Source organism: Candidatus Pelagadaptatus aseana (assembly GCF_040362265.1).
GTDB lineage: Bacteria > Pseudomonadota > Gammaproteobacteria > Pseudomonadales > Cellvibrionaceae > Pelagadaptatus > Pelagadaptatus aseana.
Genome location: NZ_BAABNJ010000005.1, coordinates 272,593 through 292,494, shown reverse-complemented (window position 1 = coordinate 292,494; position 19,902 = coordinate 272,593). Strand labels below are relative to the sequence as shown.

Here is a 19,902-nt window from a genome sequence, read left to right as displayed (position 1 = left end):
TGTAGCGCCTAGCGCCAGGGACGAGCGCGGGACGGCACAGGGACAAGGTGAATTGAAGCGCAGCTTCAAGAGAGGGTGCTCTGGGGTATGTGCCACGAAGCGAAAGAATAACTCCCGGCCCATGGCTGGCGGCAATCAGCATTCCACTTCTTACCGCCCCCAAAACAACAAAAGCGCCACCCCATCAGGCAAACCTGACAGAGCAGCGCTTTTAGCATCAAGATTATCCAGGTAGCGAATTACTCAGCTACGATGGAAACCTTAACAGGCTGAATCACTTCAGCGTGCAACTGCAGATCGATGTCGTACTCGCCAACTTCACGCAGAGTACCTTCAGGCAGCTTCACTTCAGACTTAACAACTTCAACGCCAGCGGCGGTGATGGCGTTAGCCAGATCGCGAGTACCCAGAGAACCGAACAGCTTGCCTTCGTCGCCAGCTTTGGCTTCGATGGTTACAGCCAGTTCAGCCAGCTGTGCAGCACGAGCTTCGGCAGCGGCTTTCTTCTCAGCAGCGGCAGCTTCCAGATCAGCACGACGCGCTTCGAACTCAGCAACGTTAGCTTCGGTAGCAGGTACCGCTTTGCCCTGAGGAATCAGGAAGTTACGACCGAAACCGGCCTTTACAGAAACCTGGTCACCGATGTTGCCCAGCTTACCTACTTTTTCGAGCAGAATAACGTTCATTTCGTTAATCCTCTAAGTTAATTTCTCTTCCGTTCGCTGATCAAATCAGCCCTCTTTTGAGGACTTACTCCCAATCCGCGACCGGAAATTTATCCATGTATCCAAGGTCGCCACCACCATCAATCCCAACGTCAGTGGATTGAAAAGCAGCAACGCTAAATAAAACAAAACCAGCCATTGTCCGCCAAATTTGCGCGCCTTCACGGTGTAGTGCACCAGTGAAATACCTGCTACCAGCAACGGCAAGCCAAACAGGCTGCTCCAGGCATGGTAATCATTACCCTGCTGCCAGCAGTAGACCATCGCAGCCAGACAAACCAGCGCCTGCACCGGGCTTAATCGCAGCTGGTGAAATTCAGCCTGAAACCCGCCCGGGTTGTAAAGCGCCGCTTGCCACCACCGAGCCAAACACAGACTAAACAGTGCATTGAGCGCGATAACATAACTCATCAAGCCCACCACAAAGGTGGCTGATGGTTCAAATACCGCCGCTCCGGCTGGCGCCTGGCTCTGCATTTGTTGCAACATCTCGCCCAGCGCTTCGGTCATGGTTGCTACCGGGTCGGGCTCAGCCCAAGCCAATAAAAAACCGCACAAACTTGCCATGCCAACCAAACCCATCAGGGCCTTGGGCCAGGAAGGCTGTACCCGCAACAGCAAAGCCGCAACGTAAGTCAGCAACAACCCGGCAACAGTCACCATGGTCATCAGTGGCCCCATATCACTGATTGCAAAAGTAATCAGTGCCGGCAGGGCCGCCCACAACAGGATTAATAATCCGTCGGAGCTTCCGCGGCGCAGGCTAACCAACGCGACGGTGGCCGGACTAGTCAGTGGAAACCAGCTCCCGATAAGAGCTACCACTGAGGCCTGCGCGCGACCACGCATAATAAATTCTGCCAGGGCGCGCATGTTTTATGTCTTACTCGTGGCCATCCGTGTAAGGCAGCAGAGCCAGGTAGCGGGCGCGCTTAACAGCGGTAGCCAGCTGACGCTGATACTTAGCCTTGGTGCCAGTGATACGGCTAGGAACAATTTTGCCAGTCTCTGAAACGTATGCTTTCAGAGTATCCAAATCTTTGTAGTCGATCTGCTTAACGCCTTCAGCGGTGAAACGGCAGAACTTACGACGACGGAAAAAACGTGCCATGTGCTATCTCCTTACTCTTCACCAGCTTCTTCAGCGGCATCCGCTGCAGGGGCTTCTTCAGTTTTGGCAGCTGGTTTTTCAGCTGACTCTTCACGACGCTCACGTTCTTGACGATTACTCTTGCGCTCGCGGCTTTCTTTTTCCGCTTTCATGATCGGAGACTCTTCAGTAACAGCCTCGTCCATGCGGATAACCATGTTACGCAGAACCGCATCGTTGTAACGGAAGTTGGTAGTCAACTCTTCCAGTACTTCGTCGGTACACTCAACATTCATCAGAATGTAGTGCGCTTTGTGGATTTTGTTGATGGAGTAAGCCAGTTGACGGCGACCCCAGTCTTCCAGACGGTGAACCGCACCACCAGCGTCTTTGATGGACGCAGTGTAACGCTCTACCATGCCTGGTACTTGCTCGCTCTGATCCGGGTGAACCAGAAACACAATTTCGTAATGACGCATGTTTGCTCCTTACGGGTTATAGCCTCCCAATCCTGCATCAACCCTATTCTAAGACGCCGATCGGTAAGGCAAGGAGAACCGAAACCATGAGCTTCGGCAATATTAGGGGTCGCGAATTCTATAGAACAAGACTTGCAAAAGCAAGATCCCAACTAGGCAAACCGCAGAAACCGCAACAATTGGTACAACCTGTGCATTGGATTCGCTCTTATCGCTGAGGAAAGCCATAGAGAGGACACTATGACGGACAAATCCTGGCTACTGAATGCCAAAGCCATCGCTGCCGCACGCAAATGCATTTCAATCGTTGAAGCCGAACTGGGCATCAAGTTGAAACTGGCCCATCCGGACTTCCTGGATCTGTTGGTAGAATACGCCGATCTAAACCAATCAGCCGAGCTGGAAAAAGCCCTGTCACTGCTGGCACAGTATGCCCCCACCAAAACACTGTCCAGCACCAACAGAGACACCCCCACCATTCAGGCAAGCGTAACGGTTGCGACCAGCGAGGAAGACAACACCCCCAAGGTGATCTATCACGGCAAAGAGTACCCCAGATATCAGAAAGGTCTGGAGTTTCAGGGGCTCTATCGAGGGCAACCACGCTACGCGTGACCGGCTGCACCACAAGGTTGCACAGCTCATATCGGCGTGCACCAAAATTCAGCTAAACAAACCTCGCCAAAGTCGATAAGCTGAAGCGCTTCGAAATCGAAAGTAAGTGCTGTCTATGAAAATCTGGGTCGATGCCGACGCCACCCCCCGTCCGGTCAAGGAAATCCTGTACAAAGCTGCGATGCGCACAGAAGTTCTGACGACTTTTGTTGCCAATCAAGGCCTCAGCGTACCCAACTCACCTTTCCTGAAAACCGTTCAGGTGCCCGCAGGATTTGACGTAGCAGATAACTATATTGTGCAGCAGTGTGAAGCGGGGGATCTGGTGATTACAGCGGACATACCTCTGGCAGCTGAAGTCGTGGACAAGGAAGCAACCGCCATCAACCCTCGCGGAGAGAAGTACACCAAAAACAACATTCGCCAGCGTCTGGCAATGCGGGATTTTATGGAAGAAATGCGTTCAGCCGGACAGGTAACCGGCGGCCCCAAAGCCTATTCACAGCAGGACCGCCAACAATTTGCCAACACGCTGGATCGACTGCTGGCAAAACGATAAATCGTTATTCCTTGATAAAGTGCTCCCGGTAGTGAACCAACTCGGCAATGGAATCACGGATATCATCCAGTGCCAGATGCGCACCGGACTTTTTCACCCCCTTCAATACCTCGGGTCTCCAGCGACGCGCCAACTCTTTCAGAGTACTGACATCCAGATTGCGATAGTGAAAATACTCCTCAAGCGCGGGCATATAGCGCGCCATAAAGCGTCGATCCTGGCAAATGGAATTGCCACACATGGGGGACTTACCTGCAGGCACCCACTCTTTTAAAAACTCAATGGTTTCAGATTCAGCCTGCCCCATGGAAACATCGCTGTTGAGCACCCTGTCGGTCAGACCGGATTTGCCATGCTGATTGGTGTTCCACTCATCCATGGCATCCATGGTTACCTTGCTCTGATGAATCGCCCTTACCGGCCCCTCGGCCAAAATATTGAGGTCAGCGTCGGTGACAATGGTGGCAATTTCAATGATGGTATCTTCTTCGGGAATCAACCCGGTCATCTCCAGATCCACCCAAATCAGGTTGTTTTCACTCTTCATGCGCTAGTTATTCCCAGTAAACTCTCTAAAATACTGCCTTTAACTATACCTACACGGACGGCAAATTGCCCATGACCTGCGGCAAATGAGTAAACGCAAATTAAATCGACGTCAGAGTTGGCGCATCAAAAAGATCCAGGAAGAACGTGCCGAGCGCGCCGCCCAGAAAGAAGCCAAGGCCCAGCAGGAGCTTGCCTCCGGCGATTTGGGCCCGGAGCAGCTGGGGCTAGTGATTGCTCACTATGGCACTCAGGTTGCCGTTGAAGCTCTGGATCAGGATGGCCAGCCCTTCCCCGATCACCCCGTCAGTCGCTGCCACATGCGTGCCAATCTTGGCTCACTGGTGACCGGCGACAAGGTTGTCTGGCGCGAAGGCGAATCCCACGGTGTGATTGTTGCGGTTACCGATCGCAGCAGTGAATTAAGTCGCCCGGATCCCTATGGAGACATGAAAATTGTCGCGGCCAATATCGATCGCATCGTAATTGTCATCGCACCCTACCCGGAACCTCATGAAAATCTGGTAGACAGATATCTGGTCGCTGCCGAAACCCTCGACATCAAGCCCATCATTCTGCTCAACAAAACCGACCGCATCGACAACAGCAATCGCGATCGGCTGGCACAGATGGAAACCCAATACACTGAACTGGGTTACGAGTGGCTCAATGTCTCTACCATCAGCCACCAGGGCTGCGACGATCTGATTGACTATCTGTCACACTACACCAGCGTGTTTGTTGGCCAATCCGGCGTTGGCAAGTCCTCACTTATCAACATGCTGCTGCCCGAGGCCAACCTCAAAGTTGGAGAGCTTTCAGAGCTGCGCCAAAAAGGCACCCACACCACCACGACCGCTCAGCTGTTCCACTTTCCCCACGGCGGCCACTTAATCGATTCACCCGGCATTCGAGAATTCGGCTTATGGCACATGGACAAGCAAGCCCTACTGGAAGGATTCGTAGAATTTCGGCCGTTTCTGGGGCACTGTAAATTTCGCGACTGTGCCCATGAAAAGGAGCCCGGCTGCGCTATTCTTGCCGCTCTTGAGCGTGGCGACATCAGTGAATCGCGCATGGGCAGCTTTCAGTACATACTGAATACGTTGGAACAACCCTGAATCGTAGACATACCTCAATCAAGATAGCCCCCTGATGTCATGAGCAGCCATTTGCAATCAATCAAGCCCGCCCTCAAATCCGGGGATGTACTGTCCCGACTCAGGGACTTTAAGACATCACTGCCTATCAAGGAAACGACCAGAGAGCACACCCTACAGGCTCTGCACCACCCACAAAGCAACGCCCAGAGGGTTGCCGAAGCGGTTATTCAGGACCCCGCACTGACCCTGCAGATCATTTTCCACACCAACCGGCAACTGCGAAAACAAGGCACCGAGGCTCGCTATCTGCACCACAGCATCAGCCTGCTGGGACTGCCGCAAATTGAAACCATTGTTCGCAGCCTCCCCAGCTACAATGACCGAGATAACCTGCATCAGGACTATGAAGAACAGCTCAACCAAAGCTGGCTGGCCGCAGACCTTTGCCAGCAACTGCAGCTGGGCACCGCAGAAGAAAGCCAGAGCCTGTTTTTAAGCTGCCTGACCATCCGCTTTCATGAACTCGCACTCTGGTGCCACTACCCTCAGGAAATGCATACCATTGAGCGCCTGAAGGCAACACCACTGTACAATCACGATCAGATAGAAGAGCGTGTTTTGGGCACCACGATCAACAATTTGGGAATACAGCTAGCCAACCACTGGCCCCTGCCAGAGCTCGCGCAAACCTGTTGGCAGGATGGCTTTCACCTCAACACCAAGGCCAATCCGGACAGCATCGACCGCCCCAACTGTCTGAAACTGTGCCACGTAGTCAGCAGCCTGGGTTGCCGCAATTGGTTTCACAGCAAAACATTCAACGCCCAAAACCTGCTCGCCAAAGAAGCACGACGCTCACCCGAACTGGTGGTCAACGCCAGCCATCAAAGTGTCATCAGAGCACCACTCACAGGCTGGCAGCAACTGCACCCTGCCAATCGGCTGCTGCAACAGTGGGACTATCAAAAGATTATTGAACCGCTGCTACTGGATAACAGTCGGGCAACCGATTCAGACAGCACGCCACCGGTTGCCCCGAAGCAGCCCTTGCCGGGAGCCGAAATAAAGCATCAGGAGCTGGAACAACTGCTTCACTCTCACCAGCAGGCGGAACAGGGTGACCCCAGAGTATTGAAAGAAAATCTTGCAACTCTGTCTCACCGCGGACATGAATTCTCAGATCTCAATCAACTGCTGCTCCACACATTGAAAACCTTGCATCAAGGGCTCGGACTGACTGACACCGCCATCATGGTATTGAACAATGACCGCACCCAGCTGCGCACCCAATACTGCCATAGCAGTAAAGACTTGCTTGGCTTGCGTATCAAACTCAATCCCAATAACCCGGGCCTGTTTGAAAAATTGCTGCAGCAAAAAGCCAGCATTCTGATTAACGACAAGAGCAGCACCCAAATCATTTCGCAAATTCCAGCCGAGCTCGATGACATCTTTGAGCCTCGGGGCCTTGGCTTTATGTCGCTGTTTCATTTAAAACAGCCTGTGGGACTTATCATCGGACACAGCCCGCTACTGGAGACCGAAAGCTTTCAGCAATTCAAAAAGGTGTGTACTGCCACATCTTCCGCCATCTCAGCTCTGGCCAGAGAAAAATATCGACGCAGCAAGGCGCAACAAGCGGCTGATTCACCTTAACAAAAACTGATGCGGCAACCAGCTTTTGGGGTCACCCTTTCAGCGCTTTTCTTTTACAATGCTGCCACCTTCCAGAACGGATAACTGCTTTATGAAAAACTCCCTGTTTATTGGCCTGCAATACCTGTTGCCGCAACACGCCTTATCGAGAGCCGCTGGCTGGTTGGCCAACACCTCTATTGCATGGATCAAGAATCCGTTCACTCGCTGGTTTGTCAATCGCTACGATATCGACATGAGCGAAGCAGCACAAAGCGACCCCTGCGCCTATCGCAGTTTCAACGACTTCTTTACCCGGGCTTTAAAAGACGGCGCCCGCCCTATCGACAGTGCCAACAACACCGTAGTTTTTCCTGCCGATGGTGCCATCAGTCAACTTGGCAACATACAGCACGGCAGAGTCTTTCAGGCCAAAGGGCAGGACTATTCCCTAATCGAGCTGCTCGGCGGTGACGCCGAAACGGCCAAGCCATTCCAGGACGGTAAATTCGCCACCGTCTATCTGTCCCCCAGAGATTATCATCGTGTCCACATGCCGCTGACCGGCACCTTGAAAAGCATGATTCATGTCCCAGGCGATCTGTTTTCGGTCAATGATGTCACAGCGGAAAATGTGCCGCGTCTGTTTTCTCGCAATGAAAGAGCCGTGTGCCTGTTTGACACCGAAGCAGGGCCGATGGCCGTCATTCTGGTTGGCGCCATGATTGTTGCCAGCATTGAAACTGTCTGGGCAGGACAGGTCGCACCTGTAGCCAAGACCGTCACCACCACACATTACGGCAACCAACCAGTAATCAAACTGGAAAAAGGGGAAGAAATGGGGCGCTTTAAACTCGGCTCAACCGCAATTGTGCTGTTTGGCCCAGACGCTATGAATTGGCAGAAATCCCTTGAGACTGGAAGCCCCACCCGCATGGGCGAGGCAATGGGACAATTTGTGTGATACTGAAGGAATCAAGACAGGGCGGCGGCCATCCTGCCACCGCCCTGCTCAGGGTCTTGTAGCAAAGCGTCAGGCATGACGCCTGAACAGTGATTTTAAAAAGCCTTTTTCGGACTTCATCATATAGCGATTGCGCAACTCTTCGGCATCCAGACCGTAACTGCCCGGCGCCAGATCTACCGCAATATCAATCATATCCTGACCACCAGACGCGAGCTTACCAGCGTCTATCAACGCCCTTTTTTTCTTGTCATCGACGGCAAGATCCAGAAGCCTCGGCTTTGCCAATGGCTGTTTGGTGGCATCAAGTAAAATCAGCACCTGCGGTTTAAGGCGTCGCTCCAGATTCTGCTCAACCACAACCGCCACCTCTCCGGTAGAAAGCTCTACCAGAGTGCCTGTGGGATAGAGACCAATCGCCCGGATAAACTCAACCACCAGATCTTCCTGGAACTCCTGATTGCGGCAATCGTACAAGCGTGAAACCGCTTTAGAGGGTGACAGAGCCTGTTGCCCACTGCGGCAGAACACCAGCTCGTCATAGAAGGTCACCATGCCGGCAATGCGCGCCGACACGGGGATTTTACTGCCTTTTAAACCAAGCGGAAAACCGCTGCCATTAAGCCGTTCACAGTGATTTTTGACCACGGAAACGACCTGGGGCTCCAAGGCTTCTTCCTGCTGCAAAATATCCACGCCGATGGAGACAAACCGACGATACTCCTGCTCTTGTGCATCGGAACGGGGAAATAGAGCCAACAGCTCCTGAGGCAATCTTGATTTGCCAACATCCTTCAAGAGCACACCCAGCGCCAACCGTTCCAGATTGACCTTGCTCATGCCTATATGGCGCCCAAAAATAATCGCCCAAACCGCACAGCGAACAGAATGAGCATAGGTAAACTCATCAACCATTTGCACCCGTGATAACCACGTCAGGGCATCGGGGTGACGCAGCACACTGTCAACCATGGCGCTGGCAACCCTGCGGGTCGAGCGCAGCGACACGGACTCTCCCGATTGCAGCTGATGCATAACCGAAGCCACAGCCTGATTCAGGGCACGGTGCAGTTGCTCTGCTTTTTGCAGTTCTTTATCACGGTCAACCTGCAGCGGATAGCTGTTGTGAACCACCTTCAGCGGAGTTACCTGAATGGGCTCTCCGCGAACATCACTGGAAACTGCCGAGGAATCAGTAACTCCCGGCACACTGCCGCCACCCGTCGCACCGGAGTAGACTTTCAAGGTGCTGACACCAGGAATGGCTTTGCGCTTTACATCGATATAAACGTGGCTACAGAAACGCTGCAACTGGGCAATATCATCCGCATCACGAATGTAGAACCCCTGCAGAGGAAAGGGGGTTTGAGTCCACGGGCGATCAAGGCCGGCAACATACATGCCCACCACCAGATTATTCACCTCGTACTTGACCTGCCGAACACTCATGACGACCTCGGTTTTGGTTTACTTCATGTAATTATTATAAGCGCTAGCGGAGCCTGCAAACCGTGACCGGGTGCACAAACTCCACTTTTTGACCAAAAAGACGCCAAAGTGTACAGCAGGGCTCGCTTATGCGGAACCCTGTTTTGAGCAAATCGTAACTGCAATTATTGGTGGTACTGAGCAGACAACTCGTGAACCGACTCAATAAAGGCTCCCGCATGAGCCGGATCCACTTCCGGAGTAATACCATGGCCAAGGTTAAATACATGACCTGAGCCTTTACCATAACCGGCAAGCACAGCCGCCACCTCTTCGCGGATACGCTCAGGTTTGGCATAGAGAATGGACGGATCCATATTGCCCTGCAGAGCCACCTTATCGCCGACACGAGCTCGAGCCTGAGCAATATCGGTGGTCCAATCCAGACCCAGTGCCGTGGCACCGCTGTTCGCCATGACCTCCAGCCATTGACCGCCACCCTTGGTAAACAAAATCACAGGAACCTGACGACCTTCATTCTCTTTGATCAGACCATCGATAATGCGCTGCATCGGCTTGAGTGAATATTCCTGATAAGCACTGTGACTCAACGCGCCCCCCCAGGAATCAAAAATCTGTACGGCCTGAGCACCGGCTTTGATCTGGCCATTAAGGTAAGCGGTTATGGACTCGACCAACTTGTCGATCAATAGCTGAAACACTTCCGGATCGTTATACATTAACGCCTTGGTGCGACGATAGTCCTTGGATGAACCGCCTTCCACCATATAGGTGGCCAGAGTCCAAGGGCTGCCGGTAAAGCCGATCAATGGCACGCGACCATTCAACTCACGACGAATGGTGCTCACGGCATCCAACACATAGGGCAAATCCTGCTGTGGATTAACAACCGGCAGCGCCTCAATATCAGCTGCATTGGTGACGGACTTCTTAAATTTGGGCCCCTCACCGGTCTCAAAGTACAAACCCAACCCCATGGCGTCAGGGATAGTGAGAATGTCGGAAAAAAGAATGGCCGCATCCAACGAGGGATATCGATCAAGCGGCTGCAGGGTCACTTCACAGGCCAGCTCCGGGTTGGTACACAAACCCATAAAATCACCTGCCTGAGCACGGGTAGCGCGGTACTCCGGCAGATAGCGACCCGCCTGACGCATCATCCATACGGGCGTGGCATCAACAGGTTGCTTTAACAAAGCTCGAAGAAAGCGATCGTTTTTTAATTCAGCCATTTCTTTTCTCTAATCAATATTCCAAATATGCAAAAGCCCCGCGGATGCGAGGCTCTATGCGAAGACATACTATTGTGGATCAAACTTCCAGATAATCCAAAATACCTTCAGCAGCCTGACGGCCTTCCCAGATGGCGGTAACCACCAAATCAGAACCACGCACCATATCACCACCGGCAAACACTTTCGGGTTGGAGGTCTGGAATTTATATTCCTGATGCTCTGGTGCCTCTACGCCACCCCAGCTGTTTACCGAGATATCGTGATCATTAAACCAGGGCTTTGGATCCGGATTAAAGCCAAAGGCCACCAGAATCACATCCGCCGGCAGGATCTCTTCACTGCCTGCAATAGGCTCTGGGCGACGGCGACCGTTCTCATCTGGCTCACCCAGCTTGGTGGTAATCACCTTGAGGCCTTCTACCTTGCCATCACCAACGATTTCAACCGGCTGGCGATTAAACAGGAATTCTACGCCCTCTTCTTTGGCATTGGCCACTTCGCGCACAGAACCCGGCATATTGGCTTCATCACGGCGGTAAGCACAAGTTACCGAAGCTGCCTGCTGACGAATGGAGGTACGGTTACAATCCATGGCAGTGTCACCACCACCCAGAACAACCACCTTCTTGCCCTCTACGCTGATGAAATCTTCCGGGCTCTTTTCAAAGCCGAGATTGCGATTCACGTTAGAAACTAGGAATGGCAGTGCATCGTAAACGCCGGGTAGATCTTCACCCGGGAAACCGCCTTTCATATAGGTGTAAGTACCCATGCCCATAAAGACCGCATCATAGTCATTGAGCAACTCTTCCATAGAAATGTCTTTGCCGATTTCGGTATTGAGACGGAATTCGACACCCATTTCAGTGAAAATTTCACGGCGACGGACAAGCACAGATTTTTCCAGTTTGAACTCGGGAATACCAAAGGTCAGCAGACCACCGATTTCCGGGTAGCGATCAAACACGACAGGCTTAACACCATTGCGCACCAGCACGTCGGCACAGCCCAGACCGGCAGGACCTGCGCCAATCACAGCTACTTTTTTGTCGGTCCAAACCACCTTGGACATATCCGGCTTCCAGCCCATGGCAAAAGCCGTGTCGGTAATGTACTTCTCGGCATTACCAATGGTCACCGCACCAAAACCGTCATTCAGGGTACAGGCGCCTTCACACAGGCGATCCTGCGGGCACACGCGGCCACAAACCTCTGGCAGGGTATTGGTTTGATGGCTCAGTTCTGCCGCCTCAAAAATATTGCCCTCGGAAATCAGTTTCAGCCAGTTGGGAATAAAGTTGTGTACCGGGCACTTCCACTCACAGTAGGGATTGCCGCATTCCAGACAACGGTGCGACTGGGTCTGCACCTCGGTCTTGGTAAACGGCTCATAGATCTCTACAAACTGGGTCTTACGGGACTTAATGTCTTTCTTACTGGGATCACTTCGACCCACATCCAGAAACTGAAAGTTGTTACTTAAACGCTCAGCCATTTTCTTAGCCTCTATAATTCTTTCGCTCGTTGCTCTAACTGCTGCTTAACCTGTTACTCGCCGCGTGACTTAACGCGATCAAGCAGGCTGCCGAGATCAGCGGCCTTGGGTTTTACCAGCCAGAACTTACCGATGTAATCGCGGAAGTTGTCCAGCAGCTCCTGACCCCAGGCACTGCCAGTCTCTTCAACAAACTCGGCGATCACAGTGCGCAAGTGGGTGCGGTAGCCTTCCATTGACTCACTGTTGATGCGATGAATTTCAACCAGTTCCTGGTTGTACTTGTCTACAAAGGTATTGCTGCGATCCAGCACGTAAGCGAAACCACCGGTCATACCGGCGCCGAAGTTCACTCCGGTTTCACCCAATACCGCGACCATACCGCCAGTCATGTATTCACAGCAGTGATCACCTGCACCTTCCACAACCACATGAGCACCGGAGTTACGAACACCGCAGCGCTCACCGGCATTACCCGCAGCAAATAACTTACCGCCGGTTGCACCATACAGACAGGTATTACCCATAATGCTGGTTTCATTGGTCTTGAACTCGGAACCCTGAGGTGGACGCAGGACGATCTTACCGCCGGCCATACCTTTACCCACGTAATCGTTGGCATCACCTTCAAGGTACAGGTCCAGACCACCAGCATTCCAGACACCAAAACTCTGACCCGCAATACCGGTCAGATTCAGTTTGATCGGCGCATCGTTCATGCCGTGGTTACCATGACGCTTGGCAATTTCACCGGAAATACGGGCACCAATGGAACGGTCACAGTTATTGATCTCAAAACTGAACTCGCCACCGGACTTGGCCTCAATCGCAGGCAGCACTTCGGCCACCATCTTCTCGGCAGTTTCGCCTTTGTCGAACGGCTCGTTCTTGGTCACGCCACAACGCTGAGGCTTGGTTTCCAAAAACTCATCGGTGTGAATAATACGGCTCAGATCCAGTTTGCTTTGCTTGTCGGTTGCACCATTGATCGGCTGCAGCAGATCAACGCGGCCAACTAGCTCATCCAGAGTGCGGACACCCAGACGCGCCATCCACTCACGAGCCTCTTCAGCTACAAACTTGAAGAAGTTCATGGCCATATCCACGGTGCCGATGTAGTGATCGTCACGCAGTTTATCGTTCTGGGTAGCAACACCGGTCGCACAGTTGTTCAAGTGACAGATGCGCAGGTACTTACAACCCAGTGCCACCATCGGTGCGGTACCAAAGCCGAAGCTTTCAGCACCCAACATGGCCGCCTTGATGACATCCAGACCGGACTTCAAACCACCATCAGTCTGAACGCGAACCTTATCACGCAGATCGTTGGCACGCAGGGTTTGATGAGTCTCGGACAGACCCAGCTCCCAAGGCGAACCGGCGTAGCGAATCGAGGTCAGCGGGCTCGCTGCAGTACCACCGTCGTAACCGGAGATGGTAATGAAGTCGGCATAGGCCTTGGCCACGCCCGCAGCAATGGTTCCCACACCGGGGCGGGACACCAGCTTCACAGACACCATGGCATCAGGATTGACCTGCTTAAGGTCGTAAATCAACTGCGCCAGATCTTCAATTGAGTAGATATCGTGGTGTGGCGGTGGCGAAATCAGGGTAACACCGGGCACGGAGTAACGCAGGCGCGCAATCAGATCATTGACCTTGCCGCCAGGCAGCTGACCACCCTCACCGGGCTTGGCACCCTGAGCCACTTTAATCTGCAACACTTCCGCGTTTACCAGATAGTGTGGGGTCACACCAAAACGTCCGGATGCAATCTGCTTGATCTTGGAAATTTTGTTGGTGCCAAAACGGGCTGGATCTTCACCACCCTCACCGCTATTGGAGCGACCACCCAGAGTATTCATGGCCTGGGCCAGAGCTTCGTGAGCCTCTGGTGACAGCGCGCCCAGCGACATGGCCGCAGAATCAAAGCGGGAAACAATGGCACTGACCGGCTCCACCTCATCCAGTGGAATCGCCTTGTCCGCTTCTTTAATGGCCAGCATATCGCGCAGAGTCGCGGTCGGGCGGTTGTTTACCAGCTCAGCATACTGACGCCAGGCGTTGTAATCCCCGGATTTAACCGCCTGTTGCAGGGTTTGCACCACATCGGGGTTAAAGGCGTGATACTCCTCGCCGTGAACATACTTCAGCAGACCGCCAGGATTGATATTTTTGCGTTTAACCCAGGCCGTTTTGGCCAGCGCCTTCTGATCCTTTTCCAGATCTTCGAATCCGGAACCCTGAATACGGCTATCGGTACCGGTAAAGCACAGCTCAACCACTTCGTCATTCAGACCAATAGCCTCAAACAACTGAGCACCACGATAGGAAGCAATGGTGGAAATACCCATCTTCGACAGGATCTTCATCAAGCCCTTGTTGATGCCCTTGCGATAGTTGTTGTAAGCGGTATTCACATCCAGCAACAACTCACCGGTTCTGATCAGGTCGTTGAGTACGTGATAGCTCAGGTATGGATACACCAGAGAAGCACCATAGCCAATCAGCGTCGCTACATGGTGTGAATCACGCGCAGTTGCGGTTTCCACAAGAATATTGGAATCACAACGCAGCCCCTCGCGCATCAAACGTTGATGCACCGCACCGGTAGCAAGCAGTGAATGAATAGGCAGCAGACCCGGCTGCAGCTCGTTATCAGACAATACAACAATCACAGTGCCAGCACGAACCGATTCAACCACCTTGTCACACAGGGTCTCAACGGCCTGTTTCAGACTCATGTTGGCGGGATCGTAATGAGTGCGGAAAATTTCCTTGCTGTACTCGGGCTGATCATTGGCCAGAATCGATTCAAACTTGGCTGGAGACAACACAGGAGAGCTCATCACCAGACGTTTGGCGTGCTCTTCAGATTGCTGATACAAAGACAGCTCACGACCAACGCAAGTCTCCAGAGACATCACAATCGCCTCACGCAGAGGATCAATTGGTGGGTTGGTCACCTGGGCAAATTGCTGTCGGAAATAGTCATACAACGACCGCTCCTTGGAGGACAACACCGCCATAGGCGTATCATCACCCATGGAACCGACAGCTTCCTGACCACCTTCAGCCAATGGCCGTACTACCTGATCGCGCTCCTCAAAGGAAACCTGAAACATTTTCATGTAGGTTTTCAGCTCATCTGCGTCCGCCATACCCAGAGTCGAGGACTCCAGGGTAGACTCGAGGCGCGACTGATTCTTACGCAACCACTCTTTGTAGGGGTGGGTAGACTTCAGTTGATTGTCGATATCTTCAGTGTGGTAGACCTTACCGGTCTGAGTATCGATCGACAGGATCTGGCCCGGTCCCAAGCGACCTTTAGCAACCACATCTTCCGGCTTGTAATCGTAGGTACCGATTTCAGAGGCAACGGTCATAACACCGTCTTTGGTCATCACCCATCTGGAGGGGCGCAGACCGTTTCTATCCAGAGTACAGACCGCGTAACGGCCATCGGTAATTACCAGACCAGCCGGACCATCCCAAGGCTCGATATGCATGGAGTTGTACTCATAAAAAGCACGCACATCCGGATCAATACTCTGAACATTTTGCCAGGCAGGCGGAACCAGCATGCGTATCGCGCGATGCAGCTCCATACCGCCGGTCAGCAGAACTTCCAGCATATTATCGAGACTGGAAGAATCAGAGCCAGTGCGGTTAACCAGAGGTGTTACTTCACTCAAATCCGGCAGCAAGTCGCTCTGGAATTTGGAAGTACGGGCCACGGACCAGTTGCGGTTACCCATAACGGTATTGATTTCACCGTTGTGAGCCAGCATGCGAAATGGCTGAGCAAGAGGCCAGCGCGGCGAAGTATTGGTGGAGAAACGCTGGTGGAACACCACAATGGCGGTTTCCAGCTCTGGGTTTGCCAAATCCAGGAAGAACTTGGGCAAATCCACGGGCATCAACAGGCCTTTATAGGAAATGACGTTGGCACTCATGCTGCCAACGTAAAAGCTCTCGTCGGACTGCAGCCGAATCTCTGCCTTGCGACGCGCCATAAACAGTTTGGCGTTCAGCTGATTCTCGGACAAACCATCACAACCAATGAACAGCTGCTCAAATCGAGGCAGGGTATCCAATGCAATCGGCCCCAGACAGGCTTCGTCGGTAGGCACAGTTCGCCAACCCAGAGCTTTCAAGCCCTGAGCTTCAAGCTCTTCGGCAACCGCCGCACGAGCGGCATCAGCCAAGGCGTCGTCTTTCGACAACATAATGGAGCTGACACCGTAGTGCTCACCCAGCTCTACACCCAGATCCTGTTTGGCAGCGGCGCGCAGGAAGGCATCGGGCTTTTGCAACAGCAAACCACAACCATCACCGGTCTTACCATCTGCCGCAATACCACCTCGGTGGGTCATGCAGGTCAGGGATTCAATAGCGGTCTGTAACAATTTGTGGCTGGTCTTGCCCTCAGTCTGGGCTACCAGACCAAAACCACAATTGTCTTTAAATTCATCTACTTGATAGAGGCCTGTGCTCATAAGCGGTCTCACACTGAATGGAATTCTTTCATTAACTCTACGTCTTGTCGGCTTGATTAGATGCCCTGCAAAAAGGCTATCTCACAGACAAAAAAGCCCCTAACAATGAGGGGCCCCGGATAACGGGCGCAGCATCTTACCCGCAAAAGTCGTATTTCGCAATATCCCCGATTTTCACAAATAATAAAGAAGCAGAATTTAGAACTTAAAAGCCACAAAAATCGGCCATTTTACCTGATCTTCGACTTCACATCCTTAGCCGATCTAGGCCACGGAGAAAGCTTCTGCTGCTCTTGGGGCAAAAGTCTGATGGCTGCACGAGCCTCATCTGAGTTTTGATAGGGGCCACTCAGCACCACATACCAATCCTTGCCATTGCGACGACCTTTATAGAAATTCAGATTTTCGCTGTTTGCCTGACGTTTAATAAACGCCTCCACCGACTCAATCGAACCCGCAGCCAATACCTGTAAAAAATAGGCACTGTCAGGCTGCGCCAGAAAAAAGGCATCAACCTCAACCCCTGCGACCTCTACTTCAAGCGGAGAGGAGATCTGCCCCTCAACAACCCCTGACTCCACAACCGAAGCAGAGTCATCCTCAGCGGAGTCTGGCTCGACCGAGGGTGATTGTGCAACCCCTACGTCAAGATCAGTATTGAAACTACTCTCTGAACCGCCGTGAGAAGCTGCACCCGCATCAACGACCGACTCCAACACTTCAGGAACCGGGGCCATTTCGGTTGCAATAGTCTGCGCCTCAACCTCAGCAATCTGCTGCACAGATTTTTCTGCCACCGCTGGAGGAGCCAAGCTTGCGGTCACTTCCTCAGGCTCAACAGACACCACAGACACAGCATCTGTTACAGTCGCTCCCTCCAGCAAAGACTGCCCCTCTGAACTGTCTCGATCAAATCCATAAAACAGTAACATCAGCAAAGCGCAAACGAGCAACACCAACAACATCATATAGTGAACCGGCATACCACTTGAGCGCCTTTGGCTAAGGGTATCCGGCAATTTACGCAGGAGCGCCGCACGTGCAAAGGCATCCACTCGTCCGGGCAACCCTTTTGACTGGCGCCAAATGGTCTCGCACTCAGCAGCCGTAAAAAGCTGCTTTTCGGCACCGGCATGCTTAAGTAGAAACACTAAATACTCCTCCACCTCAGATGCACTCATGGCGGGGATCGGCAGGTCACAGACGGGCACATCGACCAGATTCAATTTGTCCAACCGCTCAACCAATGTTGAATCGGACCAAAACAGCAGTTTTATGGACGGCGCTTCCGCCTCGGCAGCCCCCTGCAGTAAGGTAACCAAAGCTGCGATCACCTTATCATCCAGTAATTCTGGATTGACCAATGAGACCACCAAATGCTCAGTCCCGGCAGAATCAAGTTGAAGTAAATGCCGCAGTTCCGCCAGAACCTGGCCTATTCCCAGAGACGCAACTGGCTGATCCGGCTCAAGACGCTCCAGAATTTGAAAGAATATCTGCGACGGGTCCGACTGAGTTGCGGCATCCAATTTAAGAAGGTTTTCTTCAGAAATCTGCCGCGACACCTGCTCCAGAACGGTTTTTCTACCCGCCCCCTCTTCAGACTCAACGACCAAGACGCCACTGCCAAACTGACAGAAATGCGCAATTTGAGAAACAATCTGCCCCCGCTGAGCACCCGTAAAAAATACCGAACGGTTGATATCCGGATCAAAGGGATCGTAGCTTAGACCCCAATGCGAGAAGTGATCCGTTAATAGCTCCGGCTCCATTGCCACCGCCATGATATCCCCCTTAAAGCCACCCCAATGCCCTGGCTAGCAAGTCGTTAAAGTTTCTTTCAGATATTGCTCGTCAAAGCTTTCAGTCACTACTGCCTTGCCCACTTCCGACAAAAGCACCAGGCGCAATTTTCCAGAAAGCACTTTTTTGTCGACAGCCATCAACTCCATAAAGTCCGCCGCCGTCATATTCTCCGGCGCCTCAACAGGTAAGCTGGCGACTTTCAGCAAGGACTTGATCCGCTCAACAGATTCCCAGGAAATCCAGCCTTGACGAGCAGACAGATCAGCCGCCATCACCATCCCAGCCGCAACCGCTTCGCCATGCAACCAAACCCCATAGCCCTGATGCGTTTCAATAGCATGCCCAAACGTGTGCCCCAAATTCAAAATAGCCCTGATGCCGCCTTCACGCTCATCTTCCGCTACCACCTGAGCCTTATTCAGACAGGAACGTTCAATGGCATACGCCAGAGCTTCAGCATCGCAGGCCAGCAATGCCGCCATGTTCTGCTCAAGCCACACCAGGAATTCGGCATCTGCAATCAGGCCATACTTAATCACTTCCGCTATGCCAGCAGACAGCTCCCGTGGAGGCAGAGACTTCAACACATTGGTATCAATAACCACCGCATTGGGCTGGTGAAAAGCGCCAATCATGTTTTTACCCAAAGGATGATTAACGCCCGTTTTCCCACCCACAGAGGAATCAACCTGAGACAGCAGTGTGGTAGGCACCTGAATAAAATCAACACCACGCTGATAACTGGCGGCAGCAAACCCCGTCATATCACCAACCACGCCTCCACCAAGGGCAATCAATGTGGTGGTGCGATTATGGCGATCCCGCAACAGTGTATCGTAGATAGTCGACAGCACATCCAGAGTCTTATTAGCCTCACCATCAGGCAAGACAACCGTACTAACCTTCAAACCGTTGGGCAAGGAGGCCAACAGAGTATCCAGATAGAGCGGAGCAACCACATCGTTGGTCACCACACAAACCTGATCCCCCTTAATATAAGGCGCAAAAGACTCCACCTGGGACAAGACGCCAGGCGCAATAAAAATAGGATAACTCCGATCGCCAAGATCAACTTCTAAAGAACGCATAACTACCCGCTAACAATTCCAGCGCACTCAACTGCGCCAGCCAAATAACAAACTACGGAGAATTCTATGGGAAACGTTGAGCAATTGCAGCCGCAATCACTATGAACCGGTCACCGCTCTCGCGATTTCCTGAGCTACTGAACGGGGACTTCGCCTGTCAGTATTCACCACAACATCGGCCACCTGATTATACAAAGGGTCACGCTCGGCAATTAACTCGCGGATTTTGGCCTCAGGATCATCAACCTGCAAGAGAGGGCGTTTTTTATCCTTGGCGGTTCTCTCAAGCAACTGTTCAGTTGAAGCCATCAAATAAAAAACCTGACCGGTAGCTGCCAGCATTTTCCGATTTTCCGGTTTCAGAACCGCACCACCACCGGTAGCCAACACCACCGGCTCACCCTCAAGAATATCCTTGATAACAGCTGTTTCGCGCTGACGAAACCCCTCTTCCCCCTCGACATCAAAAATCCAGGGAATATCGGCACCAGTTCTTTCCTCGATGACACGATCACTGTCAGTAAAGGGCAAACGCAAGAGGCCGGCAAGAAGCCGACCAATCGTAGACTTGCCAGCCCCCATGGGGCCGACAAGGATGACACTGGCTTGCATAA

Annotated in this window: 17 protein-coding genes; 5 read left to right on the top strand and 12 right to left on the bottom strand. The window is 52.5% G+C overall.

Annotated features, from left to right (window positions below):
* Positions 1 to 239 precede the first annotated feature (239 nt).
* Genes rplI through rpsF form a run of 4 tightly spaced genes read right to left on the bottom strand, consistent with a single transcriptional unit; the run spans position 240 to position 2,294 of the window.
* Positions 240 to 686 carry a 50S ribosomal protein L9 gene (gene rplI, locus ACPXV9_RS10020; RefSeq protein ID WP_423896447.1) on the bottom strand — a complete coding sequence of 149 codons (447 nt, stop codon included), beginning with the start codon at positions 684 to 686 and terminating at the stop codon, positions 240 to 242.
* Between the two features lie 45 nt (positions 687 to 731).
* Entirely contained in the window at positions 732 to 1,598 is an 867-nt protein-coding gene (locus tag ACPXV9_RS10015; RefSeq protein ID WP_423896445.1) for a hypothetical protein, read from the bottom strand.
* Between the two features lie 10 nt (positions 1,599 to 1,608).
* A complete protein-coding gene (gene rpsR / locus ACPXV9_RS10010) occupies positions 1,609 to 1,836 on the bottom strand; it encodes a 30S ribosomal protein S18 (protein WP_423896442.1) in 228 nt (75 codons plus the stop codon).
* Positions 1,837 to 1,847: 11 nt separating this feature from the next.
* Positions 1,848 to 2,294 (bottom strand): 30S ribosomal protein S6, encoded by a 447-nt coding sequence (rpsF, locus tag ACPXV9_RS10005; RefSeq protein WP_423896440.1) that lies wholly within the window; start codon positions 2,292 to 2,294, stop codon positions 1,848 to 1,850.
* Positions 2,295 to 2,534: 240 nt separating this feature from the next.
* Here rpsF and ACPXV9_RS10000 point away from each other — a divergent pair, with 240 nt between their 5' ends.
* Together ACPXV9_RS10000 and ACPXV9_RS09995 are read left to right on the top strand one after the other, a co-directional pair.
* Positions 2,535 to 2,909: a hypothetical protein gene (locus ACPXV9_RS10000; RefSeq protein WP_423896437.1), complete on the top strand. Its 375-nt coding sequence runs from the start codon at positions 2,535 to 2,537 to the stop codon at positions 2,907 to 2,909.
* A gap of 115 nt (positions 2,910 to 3,024) precedes the next feature.
* Positions 3,025 to 3,468 (top strand): YaiI/YqxD family protein, encoded by a 444-nt coding sequence (locus ACPXV9_RS09995; protein WP_423896434.1) that lies wholly within the window; start codon positions 3,025 to 3,027, stop codon positions 3,466 to 3,468.
* Between the two features lie 4 nt (positions 3,469 to 3,472).
* Here the strand turns inward: ACPXV9_RS09995 and orn are convergent, their stop codons facing one another.
* Positions 3,473 to 4,015, bottom strand: coding sequence for an oligoribonuclease (orn, locus tag ACPXV9_RS09990; protein WP_423896431.1), 543 nt, complete (start codon positions 4,013 to 4,015; stop codon positions 3,473 to 3,475).
* 85 nt (positions 4,016 to 4,100) lie between these two features.
* On the opposite strand from orn, the gene rsgA reads away from it, so the two are divergent.
* The 3 genes from rsgA (at position 4,101) to asd (ending at position 7,716) form a co-directional block, all read left to right on the top strand.
* On the top strand, positions 4,101 to 5,135 hold the full coding sequence (gene rsgA, locus ACPXV9_RS09985; RefSeq protein WP_423896429.1) for a small ribosomal subunit biogenesis GTPase RsgA: 1,035 nt from the start codon (positions 4,101 to 4,103) through the stop codon (positions 5,133 to 5,135).
* Positions 5,136 to 5,174: 39 nt separating this feature from the next.
* Positions 5,175 to 6,773, top strand: coding sequence for an HDOD domain-containing protein (locus ACPXV9_RS09980; protein ID WP_423896427.1), 1,599 nt, complete (start codon positions 5,175 to 5,177; stop codon positions 6,771 to 6,773).
* A gap of 91 nt (positions 6,774 to 6,864) precedes the next feature.
* Positions 6,865 to 7,716, top strand: coding sequence for an archaetidylserine decarboxylase (asd, locus tag ACPXV9_RS09975; RefSeq protein WP_423896424.1), 852 nt, complete (start codon positions 6,865 to 6,867; stop codon positions 7,714 to 7,716).
* Between the two features lie 69 nt (positions 7,717 to 7,785).
* Here the strand turns inward: asd and ACPXV9_RS09970 are convergent, their stop codons facing one another.
* The 7 genes from ACPXV9_RS09970 to aroK form a co-directional block, all read right to left on the bottom strand.
* Positions 7,786 to 9,165, bottom strand: a complete 1,380-nt coding sequence (locus ACPXV9_RS09970) for an HD-GYP domain-containing protein (protein ID WP_423896423.1) — start codon at positions 9,163 to 9,165, stop codon at positions 7,786 to 7,788.
* Between the two features lie 164 nt (positions 9,166 to 9,329).
* A complete protein-coding gene (hemE, locus tag ACPXV9_RS09965) occupies positions 9,330 to 10,397 on the bottom strand; it encodes a uroporphyrinogen decarboxylase (RefSeq protein WP_423896420.1) in 1,068 nt (355 codons plus the stop codon).
* 79 nt (positions 10,398 to 10,476) lie between these two features.
* Positions 10,477 to 11,895 (bottom strand): FAD-dependent oxidoreductase, encoded by a 1,419-nt coding sequence (locus ACPXV9_RS09960; protein ID WP_423896418.1) that lies wholly within the window; start codon positions 11,893 to 11,895, stop codon positions 10,477 to 10,479.
* Between the two features lie 53 nt (positions 11,896 to 11,948).
* Positions 11,949 to 16,394, bottom strand: a complete 4,446-nt coding sequence (gene gltB, locus ACPXV9_RS09955) for a glutamate synthase large subunit (protein WP_423896415.1) — start codon at positions 16,392 to 16,394, stop codon at positions 11,949 to 11,951.
* A 230-nt stretch (positions 16,395 to 16,624) separates the two neighbouring features.
* A complete protein-coding gene (locus tag ACPXV9_RS09950; RefSeq protein ID WP_423896412.1) occupies positions 16,625 to 18,178 on the bottom strand; it encodes an SPOR domain-containing protein in 1,554 nt (517 codons plus the stop codon).
* Positions 18,179 to 18,211: 33 nt separating this feature from the next.
* A complete protein-coding gene (gene aroB, locus ACPXV9_RS09945; protein WP_423896409.1) occupies positions 18,212 to 19,288 on the bottom strand; it encodes a 3-dehydroquinate synthase in 1,077 nt (358 codons plus the stop codon).
* Positions 19,289 to 19,387: 99 nt separating this feature from the next.
* Positions 19,388 to 19,900 (bottom strand): shikimate kinase AroK, encoded by a 513-nt coding sequence (gene aroK / locus ACPXV9_RS09940; protein ID WP_423896407.1) that lies wholly within the window; start codon positions 19,898 to 19,900, stop codon positions 19,388 to 19,390.
* Positions 19,901 to 19,902 lie beyond the last annotated feature (2 nt).

Bases quoted from the DNA above. Each gene is read 5' to 3' on its own strand.
- rplI (WP_423896447.1), bottom strand. From the start codon at position 686: ATGAACGTTATTCTGCTCGAAAAAGTAGGTAAGCTGGGCAACATCGGT.
- ACPXV9_RS10015 (WP_423896445.1), bottom strand. From the start codon at position 1,598: ATGCGCGCCCTGGCAGAATTTATTATGCGTGGTCGCGCGCAGGCCTCA.
- rpsR (WP_423896442.1), bottom strand. From the start codon at position 1,836: ATGGCACGTTTTTTCCGTCGTCGTAAGTTCTGCCGTTTCACCGCTGAA.
- rpsF (WP_423896440.1), bottom strand. From the start codon at position 2,294: ATGCGTCATTACGAAATTGTGTTTCTGGTTCACCCGGATCAGAGCGAG.
- ACPXV9_RS10000 (WP_423896437.1), top strand. From the start codon at position 2,535: ATGACGGACAAATCCTGGCTACTGAATGCCAAAGCCATCGCTGCCGCA.
- ACPXV9_RS09995 (WP_423896434.1), top strand. From the start codon at position 3,025: ATGAAAATCTGGGTCGATGCCGACGCCACCCCCCGTCCGGTCAAGGAA.
- orn (WP_423896431.1), bottom strand. From the start codon at position 4,015: ATGAAGAGTGAAAACAACCTGATTTGGGTGGATCTGGAGATGACCGGG.
- rsgA (WP_423896429.1), top strand. From the start codon at position 4,101: ATGAGTAAACGCAAATTAAATCGACGTCAGAGTTGGCGCATCAAAAAG.
- ACPXV9_RS09980 (WP_423896427.1), top strand. From the start codon at position 5,175: ATGAGCAGCCATTTGCAATCAATCAAGCCCGCCCTCAAATCCGGGGAT.
- asd (WP_423896424.1), top strand. From the start codon at position 6,865: ATGAAAAACTCCCTGTTTATTGGCCTGCAATACCTGTTGCCGCAACAC.
- ACPXV9_RS09970 (WP_423896423.1), bottom strand. From the start codon at position 9,165: ATGAGTGTTCGGCAGGTCAAGTACGAGGTGAATAATCTGGTGGTGGGC.
- hemE (WP_423896420.1), bottom strand. From the start codon at position 10,397: ATGGCTGAATTAAAAAACGATCGCTTTCTTCGAGCTTTGTTAAAGCAA.
- ACPXV9_RS09960 (WP_423896418.1), bottom strand. From the start codon at position 11,895: ATGGCTGAGCGTTTAAGTAACAACTTTCAGTTTCTGGATGTGGGTCGA.
- gltB (WP_423896415.1), bottom strand. From the start codon at position 16,394: ATGAGCACAGGCCTCTATCAAGTAGATGAATTTAAAGACAATTGTGGT.
- ACPXV9_RS09950 (WP_423896412.1), bottom strand. From the start codon at position 18,178: ATGGCGGTGGCAATGGAGCCGGAGCTATTAACGGATCACTTCTCGCAT.
- aroB (WP_423896409.1), bottom strand. From the start codon at position 19,288: ATGCGTTCTTTAGAAGTTGATCTTGGCGATCGGAGTTATCCTATTTTT.
- aroK (WP_423896407.1), bottom strand. From the start codon at position 19,900: ATGCAAGCCAGTGTCATCCTTGTCGGCCCCATGGGGGCTGGCAAGTCT.